This window comes from Shewanella sp. AS16, assembly GCF_021412365.1.
Lineage (GTDB): Bacteria > Pseudomonadota > Gammaproteobacteria > Enterobacterales > Shewanellaceae > Shewanella > Shewanella salipaludis.
Window position 1 is genome coordinate 158,122 of record NZ_JAKCLK010000005.1, and the last position, 12,920, is coordinate 171,041.

Consider the following 12,920-nt stretch of genomic DNA (forward strand, 5'->3'; position numbering starts at 1 on the left):
ATCTTACTTAGCCTAAACCTTACCGAGTGCGAGGATAAAATGGATTTATACCGGACCAGTACAGACAAATCACAGCCTGCCCAGGCCGACAAGCAAGCTTCCTTATTCAGTTCGGCTCACAAGCGTATTCATGCCACGGGCGTATTCACCCGTGTTGCCGAGCCGGCCTTGGGTGGCGGTATGGGCAATGGCGTGTTCCAACACGCCATCAAGGCGGCCTTCAGCCGAGCCAGGCAAGCCGGGATCACAGCGCCCATCATCATGGGCGCTGTGCCCTTCGATGTCACTCAAGTGTCCAACCTCTATATACCTCAATCCTATGAGTTCATTGAGGCGACGGCCCCATTCCCCGGGGGCCGGGCAAGCGGGTCCCAGCCTGTCGCCCTCAAGCAGATGCAGAGTCAACCGAACGAGCAGCGTTTCAAGCAAGGCGTCGCCCAGGCAGTGGCGAACTTTAACTTGAGCGACATTAAAAAAGCCGTTCTGTCCAGGATCTTGGAATTGGAGTTCTCCGCCGGGGTCGATGTCGACACTCTGCTGGCCAACTTGATAAGCCAAAATCCCAACGGATACCATTTCAGGATCCCCATGGCGGACGGTGGCGAGCTGCTGGGGGTTAGCCCAGAGCTGCTGATCCGCAAGCAAGGCGAGCGTATTTTCTCCAATCCGCTGGCGGGTTCAGCCAAGCGCCAAACGGATGCGGCAGAAGATCTTATCGTCGGTCAAAATCTGAAAAAGTCCTCGAAGGACAGCTATGAGCACAGCTTGGTCATAGAGGCCATTCGGCACATTTTGACTCCTGTGTGCCGGCGGCTCGACATTCCTGCCGGTCCAGAGTTGATCAGTACTGCCGCCATGTGGCATCTGTCGACCAAGATAGCGGCGCAGTTACGCGATCCCTGCATGTCCGCCTTACAACTCGCCTGTTTACTGCATCCAACACCGGCAGTCTGTGGTTCGCCGGCAGGAGAGGCGCATAAACTCATCAAGCTGGTCGAAGCCTTCGATCGCGGCCTCTTCAGCGGCATGGTGGGTTGGTGCAATGAGGCGGGGGACGGTGAATGGGCCGTGACCATTCGCTGTGCCACAGTCAAAGACCGGCGGGTGCGCCTCTTTGCCGGTGCCGGCATAGTCAAGGAGTCCTGTCCTGAATCTGAGTGGCTGGAAACCCAGGCCAAGTTGGGCACCATGCTCAATGCCCTTGGCGTCCGTCAGTTGGTGGAGGCATGATGGCAATTGAATTTACCCCTTGGCCCGAAGATCTGGCACACCTGTATCGGCAGAAAGGCTATTGGCAGGATAGGCCGCTGTCGGCCATCTTGCAGCAACAATCCCAGGCAAGGCCTGAGGCGATTGCCATCATATGTAATGAGCGTCATCTGAGCTATGCCGAGTTGGATGCTTTGTCCAGCCGGCTCGCCCAGGCATTGCTGGCGCGCGGCATAGAGCAACATGACACGGCCCTGGTGCAGCTGCCCAACTGCGCCGAGTTTTATATCCTCTTCTTCGCCTTGCTGAAAATAGGTGTCGCCCCGGTCAACGCCTTATTCAATCATCAACGCCATGAATTGGTGGAATATGCCAGGCAACTGCAGCCATCCCTGTTCATAGCTGCGACCAGCCACGCCCTGTTTCGGGATGGACAATTTGTGACTCAATTGCGTCGGCAACACGCCAGCCTGAGCACTGTACTGTTGCTGCAAGACCAGCCTGCATCTCCCCACAGTTGGGACTTTGCCACTCATGGCGCCGAGGATTTCTGGGCCTGCTTAACGGCATCGCCTGTCGGGGACCCAGAGGACGCAAAGGCCGAGTCGTTATTGACCCCATCGGCGGCCGGGCAGGTAGCGTTTTTCCAATTATCCGGCGGCAGCACGGGCACGCCTAAGCTGATCCCACGCACCCATAATGACTATCTCTACAGTGTCAGGCGCAGCGCCGAAATTTGTCGCTTGTCGAGTGACACCCGATTCCTGTGTGCCTTACCCGTTGGCCACAATTTTGCCCTCAGTTCTCCCGGCGCCTTGGGGGTGTTTCATGCCGGCGGCACCCTAGTGTTGGCAGCCAACCCTGAGCCCTTGAGTTGCTTTCACCTGATCGCCAAGCATAGGGTCAACATGACGGCACTGGTGCCGCCCGCCGTGTCCCTGTGGTTAAAACTCGCCGAGACCCATGGAGCGCAACTCGCTTCACTCGAGCTGTTGCAGGTCGGTGGTGCCAACTTCAGCCCGGCATTGGCAACACAGGTTCAGGCGAAGCTCGGCTGCAAATTACAGCAGGTCTTCGGCATGGCCGAAGGTCTGGTTAATTACACCCGGCTGGACGATCCCGAGTCTCTGGTGATTAACACTCAGGGTAAACCCATGTGTGACGATGACGAGCTCCGCATCCTGGATGAAGCGGGCAATGAGGTCGGCCCGGGAGAAGTCGGCACCTTGTTTACCCGCGGCCCATACACCATTCGCGGCTATTACCTGAGTGAACAGCATAATAGTGCAGCATTCGATCCCCAGGGGTATTACTGCACGGGCGATTTGGTCCGGATGACGCCGCAGGGCTATCTGTGCGTGGTTGGACGGGGAAAAGATCAGATCAATCGTGGCGGAGAGAAAATTGCCGCCGAAGAGATAGAAGCCCTGCTGGTGCAGCATAAGGGCGTCAGGCACGCGGCCCTGATCCCCATCGCCGATGCCCTCATGGGTGAGAAAAGCTGCGCCTTCATAGTGTCGGCGACCACCCGGCCTAAGGGACCCGAGTTGCGCAAATTCCTCAGGACCCTGGGCGTCGCAGACTACAAGATCCCGGACAGATTCGAATTCGTCGATACCTTGCCGTTGACTGCCGTTGGCAAAATCGACAAGAGAAAACTCAAGCAACTTACCCAGACTGGCGCCAGCGCAGCACGCATTTAAGGAAACAACATGGCCATTCCCTCACTCGCATCCTACCCACTGCCACCAAAGGCATCCTTACCCGCCAACAGGGTCGACTGGCAAGCAGACCCAAACAAGGCCGTCTTGCTGATCCATGACATGCAAGAATATTTCGTCCGCTTTTATGGTGATGACAGTCAGCTGATAGAGCAAGTCCAAAGCAACATAGCCGCGCTGCGTCTGTGGGCAAAAGCATCCGGCGTGCCTGTCGTCTATACAGCGCAACCCGTAGAACAGACGCAGGCACAAAGGGCACTGCTGAACGACATGTGGGGGCCGGGACTGACGGGCGCGGATCCCGAACTCAGGTTGATAGTGCCTTCGTTGGCGCCCGACGGGGACGATCTGGTATTGGTTAAATGGCGTTACAGTGCGTTCCAGCGCACCTCATTGCAGGCCTTCATGCAAGAGCAGCAGCGAGATCAATTGTTGATCTGCGGGGTCTATGCCCACATAGGCTGTCTGACCACGGCACTCGACGCCTTCATGCTGGATATCAAGCCCTTCATGATCGCCGATGCGGTGGCAGATTTCTCTGAGGCCGAGCATCAGATGGCGCTGAATTATGTCACCGGCCGCTGCGGAAAAGTCGTCAGTCTGGCCGAGATCCTGGCATTGAAGCCGGCAAAAGCAAAACTCAGTCTGGAGCGGCTCAATGCCAGCCTGGCGACCCTGCTACATGACGACATAACCGAGATGGATCCCGATGATAACTTATTGGATTATGGGCTGGATTCGGTGCAGGTGATGACCTTGGTCGCCGAGTGGGAAGCGGCAGGTGTCAGGGTCCAATTCGAAGAGCTGGCGCGCCTGCCGACCCTGAACGCATGGTGGGCGCTCATAGCCGCCCGGCAGGAGGCGGTATGACCCAAATTCAATTCAAGAATCGATGGGTCTGGGTAACAGGTGCGGGGCAGGGAATAGGCCGGCACCTTGCCTGTGCCTTCACCGAGCTGGGCGCCAATGTCATCGGCTTGGATAGGCACTTTCCCCAAGATACCTATCCCTATCGGACTCAGGTGTTGGACATCAGTCAGCCGGAGGATGTCGAGAACCTATGCCAACAGTTACTGGCAGTCCAACCTAGATTGGATATCCTGGTGAATGTGGCCGGGATCTTATGCCTTGGAGAATTGGAGACCCTGTCCACCGAGGATTGGCGCCGCTGTTACGAGGTGAATGTCTCTGGGACCTTCTATCTCTTGCGTCAGCTAATCCCTGTATTTAAACGCCAAAGAAGCGGCACTCTGGTGACAGTCGCCTCGAATGCGGCCCATGTCCCGCGCGTCGGGATGGCCGCCTATGGCGCCTCGAAAGCGGCACTCGTGAGTCTGAGTCACAGCGTCGGGCTCGAACTCGCCCCCTTCGGTGTCCGCAGCAATGTGGTATCACCCGGCTCGACCTATACCCCCATGCTGAGGAGTATGCTTGAAGACTCAGAGGCTGCCCATCGACTCATTCAAGGATTGCCGGAGCGGTATAAATTAGGGATCCCGCTGGGGAAAATCGCCACCGAACAAGATATCAGCAACACCATCTTATTTCTGGCATCGGATTTAGCCGGGCATATTACCCTGCAGGACATAGTCGTCGATGGCGGCGCCACCTTGGGGGCCTAACGCACTGGAGCCTCGCGCATAGCTGGCCTGGTGCATCTGTTACCAGCCCCTTTGGTTAATCCCATGGGGCTTATTGTGCCGGCTGGCAACCAACATGCACACAGAGATATTTCTCGAAACCAGCAAAGCAGGGGGGTACCCAGTCCCTTGTTACAGTGGACAAATCATCAGGCCCTCGATGAGCCTGGGGTTACATTTTGCCTGATTTCGCCATGGAAGCCCGCTTGACCTTCAGGGTTACCCCTTGCATAGAGACGACCTCCACCCGCTCCCCGGGTTGCATATCCTCATCCGAATGGGCATTCCAGAGCTCATTTTGCAGCCGAACCCGATAATTGCCAGCTTGTCTGTCGATGATCACCCCCAGCTGATGAACCAAGGCTTCGGGCCCAGTCACCACAGGCAGGCGCATGGCGCGAATCGCAAGCAGGTAGATGGCAATGGAAAGGATCAAAACAATCCCGTAAATAGGGACGGCGACAGCCTGGGGAAGCAACCAAAACAGCGGCAGTGCCAGGAAGGGGAGAACCAACAGAATATGACACATAACGACTCAGCCCCTAATGACAGCCCTTAAGGAAGAGTCTAGTTCCCTGCCTGAATCAGGGCAAGCATGCCGCCTGTGAGCTGATGAATGGCTTAATCATAAGTGAAGCTGTGGCATGGTCCATGCGGCGTCAGGCTCGTTTGCCAAATTTCAGACATAAAAAAACCAGCTGGCGCTGGCCTGGCTTCAATCTTAATGCCTGCATTAAAAGAGAAGTGGTACACCCGAGTGGACTCGAACCACCGACCCCTACCATGTCAAGGTAGTGCTCTAACCAGCTGAGCTACGGGTGTATTGTCTGTTAAATCATTCAATGTTTAGGCTCTTTGAAAGAGTGGTACACCCGAGTGGACTCGAACCACCGACCCCTACCATGTCAAGGTAGTGCTCTAACCAGCTGAGCTACGGGTGTATCGTTTATTGCTGTTTCCTCGGCATTCGCCTTGGAACGAGCGCTATATTATGGCTATGGCTCATTGCTTGCAAGCAAAAAAATACATTTTATTACCGAATGGTGATTTGCTGTGCAACTTGCTATGTCTTTAGGCAAATCATTGAAAAAACCGCCAGTTAAGCCGGCGGTACCTTTCCTTATGCCTGATGTGCATCTTGGGGGCTGTGCAGTAACTGCGCCGCGAGCCCCCGCTTCTGGATATGCTTCAGCCTGATGGCGAAGAGCAGGGCAGCCGTGGTTAACCCGGCGATCAGCCCGGTCCAGAAGCCATGCACCCCCATGGCGGGCACCAACCAATCCGTATAGGCCAAGGTGTAACCCAGGCTCATGCCTATGGCCCAGTAAGACACCAGCGTGATATAGAAGGCGCTGCGGGTATCCTTGTAACCCCGCAGGGCGCCGGCAGCTACCACCTGGATGGAGTCGGATAATTGGTACAGGGCCGCCATCAGCATCAGGCTCCCGGCCAAGGCCACCACTTGCGGATCCCTGTTATAGAGTTCGGCTATGTCGAAGCGAAATAGCACTGTCACTATCGCGGTGCAGAGCGCCAGCGACAGGGACAAGCCCAGACCGACCCTGGCGACCATGGCGGAAATATCGGCCCTGTCCCGTCCCAGGTAATAACCTATACGTATGGACACAGCGATGCCGACGGACAAGGGCAGCATGAAGACTATGGCGGAGAAGTTCAGGGCTATCTGATGACTGGCGACCACGTTGGCGCCCAGGGGAGCCAGCAACAAGGCGATGATGGCGAACAGGCTCACCTCGAAGAACAGCGCCATGGCGATCGGCATCCCCAGCTTGGTCATGGCCCACATGGTTGCCGGCTGCGGCCGATGAAAGTGCTTGAAGGGGGCCAGTTCGGCAAACTTCTTGTGGAAGTTCATATACAAGGCCATGGCGATGAACATGGCCCAGAACACCAGGGCGGTGGCGACACCACAGCCTGCACCGCCCATGGCGGGCATGCCCAAATGGCCATAGATGAAGATGTAGTTGGCGGGAATATTGACCGCCAGGCCGACGAAGCCTATGACCATAGTGGGTAGGGTATAGGATATCCCCTCGCTGCAGCCACGCAGCACTTGGTATAAGACAAAGGCCGGCGCGCCCCAGAGTATGGCGTCGACATAGCCCAGGGTCAGGCGTTCCAGCGCCGGCTCCAGCTGCATCAGGCTGAAGATGAAGGAGGAAGCGCCGAGGAATAACATCACCCCCAAGGCCCCTATGATGGCGATATAGGCGGCCTGAAAGATCAAGGGTTGGATGGCCCTTTGATTGCCGGCCCCATGGTGATGGGCGAATATCGGGGTGAAGGCCATCAGCAAGCCCTGCACGAACAAGATGGCTGGCAACCAGAGACTGGTACCAATGGCGACGGCCGCCATGTCGACGGCGCTGACCCGACCGGCCATGACTGTATCTATGAAGCCCATCATGGTTTGAGTGATCTGGGCGATGAGCACAGGCAGCGCGAGCTGAATGAGACGTTTGGCCTGAAAGCCTGAATGATGCATGGATACAACCTTAACTGCTGTGAAACGGGGAATACAACTCACCTGAGCTCAGTCTCGCAACTCAATTAATAGGTTTGATGACCTGGGAAGTGGCGATCCGGGCAGCCGCCAATGCCACCTATATGGCAGGCTTGTTGACCCGATGCTCGATGATAGTTTTTTTCCCAGGGAAGTGGAAGAGACACAGGTGTTAATCCCAGCACTGTCGCCCGCCATTGGCAATAAACTATGCCTTGAGTCTGATGGTTAAGTGGTTCATGCCAATCGAATTACATGACTATACTTAACATCAAACAGGGACTTAATCTTGAGCAGAGACTTAATCTTGAGCAGGGGCGTTAGCCTAGCCACTGAGCCAGAACCGCTTGTAGCTACGGCAACATTAGTACCCAAGCCAGTGGTGCCAGCCTGCGCAAGTGACTGCCAGAGGGAAGGCGACTCGCCTTCATCATCATAATGAGTTCGGTGACAGTTCCTCGACTATTAGGCAGAGAACATCAGCCTGGTTCCCCAGATTTCTTACAACACAAGCTAAGTCATTAAAGGAGTTAAGATGAAAACATTTCTCAATGCGCTCACCCTTGCCACTATGCTGGCACTGCCTGCGTCTGGCGTTGCGCAAGACGATGCCAACGCAGGGACGCCCTGCAATATGAGCCAGGAACAGGTGATGGCCATGCAGCAGCATATGCAGGGAATGCAGGCGCTGATGCACCAGATCCAACAGGAAAAAAATCCCAAGCACCATGCCGAGTTGATGCAACAACATATGAATGGCCTCATGAAAGGCATGCAGATGATGAACGGCGGTCAAGGGGGCATGTCGATGATGAATGATGGCAAGGGAGGCATGCAGATGATGCATGACGCCAAGAAGGGGCAAATGATGAACGGTGAACAGACTATGCCCATGAACATGGACGAGCGCCTCCATATGATGGAACTGCGTATGGGAATGATGCAGCAGATGATGCAGCAGATGCTCGAACACAGCAGCGAGAAGTAGCTGTCCTTGATTGGCAGAGGACTGCCTGGACACTATCCATATAACCCATTGGAGAAGCTGGCATGAGCGATTTGGATCATAGAGCCGGCGTCAAAGAAGCGAGCCTGGTGGTTCGGCATCTGAAGCTGGAAGGCATGACTGAAAGTAATAAGGCGGAGGTTATCGCGGCGGTCGATCAAAGCTTTGGCATTGACAGTGTCAGTTATGATGAGAAGTCCAATATCCTCAATCTGGCCTACGATGCAACGCATTGTGATCTCGATGGCATCGAAGACATATTGAAAACTCACGATGTCTATGTGGCCCATGATTGGTGGACACATTTTAAGGAAGGCTACTATAGATTTGTCGATCAAAATGTCAAAGACAACGCGGTGCGTGAACCTTGGAGTTGCCACAAGCCCCCATCTGGGTCAGGCAAGAAACGTTAACCTCTTTTAAATGAGGCAGGCTTTCTATCTCATTTAAAGCAGCCAAGAGCTGAGCCGGATTAGCCTGTCGGCACCTTTTAGTCTGTGCGCCAAGGCTCTGGGTACAAGACTCATATTCGAGAGGTGAAACATGAAATTGGATGCAATCAAGTTCGGCTTGGCTTCGGCTATCGTTTTCGCACTGGCCTGGATAGTATGCAGTCTGTTGGTATGGGCCATGCCAGGGATGATGATGGATATGACGGGCCACATGGTACATGGTGACTGGTCGCAAATGGGCTGGCAGCTGACATTTGCTGGGGTATTCTTAGGCCTGCTTGGCTGGTCCGTGGTTGCGGGTCTGTGTGGATGGTTGCTGGCTGCAATCTATAACGCCATCCTCTAGCCATAGCGGCGCGACGGAAAATAGCCAGCGTCTCCATGAGCATGGGCTAGTCAATAGATCTGCTCGTCATCCGAGTCAATAAACAACTCTATCTTGTGGTGTTGTTCGTCCAGATGTAAACGCATGTGGATGGGATTACAGCAAACGCGGCAGTCATCGTAATAGTCCTGATCGCCATAACTGGCATCTATGTCTATGTGCTGATGATGTCCGCAATGGGGACAACATATGGTTTGGGACATGAATTTCATCTCTGACTCCCGGTAAAGCCGCCAGTCGAATAAGACACAGCGCGCGGCCCTATTGGCTGCCTGCCGCTGTGCGTTGCCCTGATGTCAAACTTTGGCTTTCCCTTTTGCATCTCGCCTGTGTCTAAGTGTAGTGTATTCCATGCCGAATGGCGCCCGGGCCCAAGGCGTTGAGGCATCGCCGGGGGCAACAGCCATAAGCTCAGTAGACAGAAGTTCAATGGACAAGCAGGATAGGCGAGGCGTTTGCATGGCTGCCAATGGCAACAGCGGCAGCATGCAAAATAATTCACAGATAGAAAGGTTATGCCAGTAACTCTTGAAGGAGTCGCCTTAACTCAACAGCCATTGCGGTGAGTTAAATTCACATATAGCCGGCGATTTTCATGAAATGCCCTGATGCCCAGAGCCGCCATGTGATTCAGGCCATGCACGGCATTGCAGTTTCGCGGCTCACCCGGCGGCTCGAGGCTTAAGCCAGGTTCAGTGTCCGGACTGAGATTCGGCGCTGGCCAGCTTCAAGGACTCGGGCAGGCCGGTATCAAGATGACCATGGCTCAGACCCTGGGAGACTTCCGCAGTCAGCTGCAGTCGCTGTTGCTCCAGGCTGGTTTGCAATTCATGCACCAGAGTCTGGTTATCGAAACCTGACTCCATTGCCGTCGGAGCCGGGCCCTGTGCCAGTCCTGCTATCATTATCAATGCCGTTAACATACCCATGTCCTTCATTAGTCAGAGTCTCAAAAAACTGCGCCTAGCTTAGGCAGGAATGATGACGGAAAAATTACCGCCAGACGTCAAAATCATGAATATAATCAAACATCGAGTGCCTATTTAGAACATCAGTCCACGACTAATTGGCTTGCACTGCTGACAGCGAGTCACGTAAACTAGGGCGCTGCGGCGCACGGCGGCTAAGACTCCTGTAATGACTTAAAGCCTGCGTTTGCCTTTTATCTTACTTAATCACCATGTGGCCCTGCGTGTGGGTCACCACTGGACAAGGAAATTTCATGCCTGTAATTACACTTCCCGATGGTAGCAAACGCGAGTTTGCCAATCCTGTATCTACTCTCGATGTTGCCGCCGATATCGGTCCCGGCTTGGCGAAAGCCTGTATCGCCGGCCGTGTTAACGGTGAGTTGAAAGATGCCTGTGACCTTATCGACACAGATGCAGAGCTCGCCATCATTACCGCCAAAGACGAAGAAGGTGTTGAAATTCTTCGCCACTCTTGCGCTCACTTATTGGGTCATGCGATCAAGCAGATGTGGCCTGAAACCAAGATGGCGATCGGTCCAATCATAGATAACGGCTTCTATTATGATGTCGATCTCGAGCATAAACTGACCGATGACGACATAGCGGCATTAGAGAAGCGCATGCTGGATCTGGCCAAGACTAACTATGACGTGGTCAAGCGTGTGGTTAGCTGGCAAGAGGCCAGAGATGCCTTCGCGGCGCGTGGTGAAGACTACAAGATTGCCATTCTGGATGAGAATATCAGCCGGGATGCAACGCCGGCGCTGTATCATCACGAAGAATACACAGACATGTGCCGTGGCCCGCACGTGCCGAATATGCGTTTCTGCCAGAATCTCAAGCTGATGAGCGTGGCCGGTGCCTACTGGCGTGGCAACTCCGAGAATAAGATGCTGCAACGCATCTATGGTACCGCCTGGGCCGACAAGAAGGCCCTGAAGACCCATTTGACTCGTCTGGAAGAAGCGGCCAAACGCGATCACCGTAAAATAGGCAAGCAGCTGGATCTCTACCATATGCAGGAAGAAGCCCCCGGCATGGTGTTCTGGCATAACGATGGCTGGAGCCTATTCCTGGAGCTGGAGAAGTTTATTCGCCGTAAACTCGGCCAATATACCTATCAGGAAGTGAAGGGTCCGCTGATGATGGACCGCGTCTTGTGGGAGCGCTCGGGTCACTGGGATAAGTATTCTGAGGCCATGTTCACCACCAACAGCGAAAACCGCGAGTACGCCATCAAGCCGATGAACTGCCCCGGCCATGTGCAGATCTTCAACCAAGGGTTGAAGTCTTACCGTGACCTGCCGCTGCGGATGGCAGAATTCGGTTGTTGCCACCGCAACGAGCCTTCGGGTTCACTCCATGGCCTGATGCGGGTGCGTGGCTTTACCCAGGATGATGCCCATATCTTCTGTACCGACGATCAGGTTCAGGACGAAGTCAGCGCCTGCATTCAGATGGTGTACGATACCTATGCGACTTTCGGCTTCGAAAACATAGTGGTTAAGCTGTCGACTCGTCCCGAGAAACGCATAGGTGATGACGCCATGTGGGACAGGGCGGAGGAAGCATTGAAGCAAGCCTTGCGTGCCAATGATATCGAATTCGAGATCCTCCCGGGCGAAGGCGCCTTCTACGGCCCCAAGATCGAATTTACTTTGCATGACTGTTTGGACCGTGCATGGCAATGTGGTACTGTGCAGCTCGACTATGCACTGCCAAGCCGCTTGGGTGCAACTTATGTCGCCGAAGACAACAGCCGCCAAACGCCTGTGATGATCCATAGGGCCATTTTGGGTTCTTTGGAACGTTTCCTCGGTATCTTGATCGAAGAATATGCCGGTCGTTTCCCAACCTGGTTGGCGCCGATGCAAGTCGTGGTGATGAACATTACCGACAAGCAAGCCGATTATGTTGAAGAAGTGGTCAATTTCTTCAAAGAACAAGGTATTCGGGCCTCTAAAGACTTGAGGAATGAGAAAATAGGCTTTAAAATACGCGAGCACACCTTAAGGCGTGTTCCTTATTTGTTGGTCGTTGGCGATCAGGAAATGGAAAATAAGGAAGTAGCGGTGCGTACCCGTGATGGGATAGATTTAGGTAAGATGCGGATCGAAGATTTCGCCACTAAAATCCATCAACAGATTTCGCTCCGTAGTCTCAAATTGTTGGAGGAATAGGTCATAAAGATCAAAAAAACAGCAGGGCGTCAGCCGGCCCCTAATAGAATCAATGAAGAAATAACAGGCGTACCAGAAGTACGTTTAACCGGCATTGATGGTGAAGCTATTGGTGTGGTAAGCATCAAAGATGCTCAGAATTTGGCCGATGAGGCGGGTGTAGATCTCGTTGAAATCAGTCCAAATGCTGAACCTCCAGTCTGTCGTATAATGGACTACGGTAAGTATCTTTTTGATAAGGCGAAAGCCCAGAAAGAACAAAAGAAGAAGCAAAAACAGGTCCAGGTTAAGGAAATCAAATTCCGTCCTGGAACTGACGAAAACGACTATCAGGTAAAACTACGCAACCTGATACGTTTTCTGGAAGACGGGGACAAAGCGAAAATCACGCTGCGTTTCCGAGGTCGCGAAATGGCACACCAAAACCTGGGTATGGCTCTGTTGAACCGTATCAAGGCCGATTTGGAAGAATGTGCGGTTGTTGAATCTTTCCCGAAAATGGAAGGTCGACAAGCAATCATGGTGCTAGCGCCTAAAAAGAAATAGTAGGGCAAACCTAAAGTAGCAAAGGGCACTCGTGGCCTTTGCTCGCCTTACGTTTTATTAATATCCCAATGCGGAGTTTTAGCAAATGCCTAAAATGAAAACAGACAAGGGTGTAGCGAAGCGTTTTAAGAAAACCGCCAATGGTTTCAAGCGTAAGCAAGCACATTTACGTCACATTTTGACCAAGAAAAGCACTAAGCGTAAGCGTCACTTACGTGCAAAATGTTTAGTTGCTAAGTCTGACGTTCCAGCAATCGCGCGTCAGTTACCATACGCTTAATTTAGG

The 12,920-nt window shown here is 53.7% G+C and carries 14 protein-coding genes and 2 tRNA genes; 10 read left to right on the top strand and 6 right to left on the bottom strand.

The genetic code is table 11. The features are described 5' to 3' along the window. Positions 1 to 39 precede the first annotated feature (39 nt). The 4 genes from LZP73_RS13940 to dhbA are packed head-to-tail and all read left to right on the top strand — an operon-like array spanning position 40 to position 4,552. Positions 40 to 1,230: an isochorismate synthase gene (locus tag LZP73_RS13940; protein WP_234235616.1), complete on the top strand. Its 1,191-nt coding sequence runs from the start codon at positions 40 to 42 to the stop codon at positions 1,228 to 1,230. Next, entirely contained in the window at positions 1,227 to 2,912 is a 1,686-nt protein-coding gene (locus tag LZP73_RS13945) for a (2,3-dihydroxybenzoyl)adenylate synthase (protein WP_326490352.1), read from the top strand. Before LZP73_RS13940 ends, LZP73_RS13945 begins: the two co-directional genes overlap by 4 nt. 9 nt (positions 2,913 to 2,921) lie before the next feature. Next, entirely contained in the window at positions 2,922 to 3,800 is an 879-nt protein-coding gene (locus LZP73_RS13950) for an isochorismatase family protein (RefSeq protein ID WP_234235617.1), read from the top strand. Continuing rightward, on the top strand, positions 3,797 to 4,552 hold the full coding sequence (gene dhbA / locus LZP73_RS13955; RefSeq protein WP_234235618.1) for a 2,3-dihydro-2,3-dihydroxybenzoate dehydrogenase: 756 nt from the start codon (positions 3,797 to 3,799) through the stop codon (positions 4,550 to 4,552). Before LZP73_RS13950 ends, dhbA begins: the two co-directional genes overlap by 4 nt. 190 nt (positions 4,553 to 4,742) lie before the next feature. On the opposite strand, the gene LZP73_RS13960 is transcribed toward dhbA, so the two are convergent. The 4 genes from LZP73_RS13960 to LZP73_RS13975 form a co-directional block, all read right to left on the bottom strand. Continuing rightward, positions 4,743 to 5,099 carry an NfeD family protein gene (locus LZP73_RS13960; RefSeq protein ID WP_234235619.1) on the bottom strand — a complete coding sequence of 119 codons (357 nt, stop codon included), beginning with the start codon at positions 5,097 to 5,099 and terminating at the stop codon, positions 4,743 to 4,745. 216 nt (positions 5,100 to 5,315) lie between these two features. Next, positions 5,316 to 5,392 (bottom strand) — tRNA-Val (locus LZP73_RS13965). A 42-nt stretch (positions 5,393 to 5,434) separates the two neighbouring features. Continuing rightward, positions 5,435 to 5,511 (bottom strand) — tRNA-Val (locus LZP73_RS13970). A gap of 179 nt (positions 5,512 to 5,690) precedes the next feature. Beyond that, positions 5,691 to 7,076 (bottom strand): MATE family efflux transporter, encoded by a 1,386-nt coding sequence (locus LZP73_RS13975; protein WP_234235620.1) that lies wholly within the window; start codon positions 7,074 to 7,076, stop codon positions 5,691 to 5,693. A 553-nt stretch (positions 7,077 to 7,629) separates the two neighbouring features. Here LZP73_RS13975 and LZP73_RS13980 point away from each other — a divergent pair. From LZP73_RS13980 to LZP73_RS13990, 3 genes are all read left to right on the top strand, one after another. Beyond that, the gene (locus LZP73_RS13980) at positions 7,630 to 8,082 is read left to right on the top strand and encodes a hypothetical protein (RefSeq protein WP_234235621.1); all 453 of its coding nucleotides are present in this window, start codon (positions 7,630 to 7,632) and stop codon (positions 8,080 to 8,082) included. A 62-nt stretch (positions 8,083 to 8,144) separates the two neighbouring features. Further along, complete coding sequence (locus tag LZP73_RS13985) at positions 8,145 to 8,513, top strand: cation transporter (RefSeq protein ID WP_234235622.1); 369 nt, start codon at positions 8,145 to 8,147, stop codon at positions 8,511 to 8,513. Between the two features lie 130 nt (positions 8,514 to 8,643). Beyond that, entirely contained in the window at positions 8,644 to 8,898 is a 255-nt protein-coding gene (locus LZP73_RS13990; protein WP_234235623.1) for a DUF5676 family membrane protein, read from the top strand. Positions 8,899 to 8,948: 50 nt separating this feature from the next. On the opposite strand, the gene LZP73_RS13995 is transcribed toward LZP73_RS13990, so the two are convergent. Both LZP73_RS13995 and LZP73_RS14000 read right to left on the bottom strand, forming a co-directional pair. Then, positions 8,949 to 9,149: a CPXCG motif-containing cysteine-rich protein gene (locus LZP73_RS13995; RefSeq protein ID WP_169562643.1), complete on the bottom strand. Its 201-nt coding sequence runs from the start codon at positions 9,147 to 9,149 to the stop codon at positions 8,949 to 8,951. 480 nt (positions 9,150 to 9,629) lie between these two features. Continuing rightward, positions 9,630 to 9,860, bottom strand: coding sequence for a hypothetical protein (locus LZP73_RS14000; RefSeq protein WP_234235624.1), 231 nt, complete (start codon positions 9,858 to 9,860; stop codon positions 9,630 to 9,632). A gap of 299 nt (positions 9,861 to 10,159) precedes the next feature. Between LZP73_RS14000 and thrS the strand changes: the two genes are divergently transcribed. The 3 genes from thrS (at position 10,160) to rpmI (ending at position 12,914) form a co-directional block, all read left to right on the top strand. After that, positions 10,160 to 12,088: a threonine--tRNA ligase gene (gene thrS, locus LZP73_RS14005; protein WP_234235625.1), complete on the top strand. Its 1,929-nt coding sequence runs from the start codon at positions 10,160 to 10,162 to the stop codon at positions 12,086 to 12,088. A 3-nt stretch (positions 12,089 to 12,091) separates the two neighbouring features. Next, positions 12,092 to 12,634 (top strand): translation initiation factor IF-3, encoded by a 543-nt coding sequence (gene infC / locus LZP73_RS14010; RefSeq protein WP_169562812.1) that lies wholly within the window; start codon positions 12,092 to 12,094, stop codon positions 12,632 to 12,634. A gap of 85 nt (positions 12,635 to 12,719) precedes the next feature. Next, positions 12,720 to 12,914: a 50S ribosomal protein L35 gene (gene rpmI, locus LZP73_RS14015; RefSeq protein WP_011496149.1), complete on the top strand. Its 195-nt coding sequence runs from the start codon at positions 12,720 to 12,722 to the stop codon at positions 12,912 to 12,914. The last annotated feature ends 6 nt before the right edge of the window (positions 12,915 to 12,920 follow it).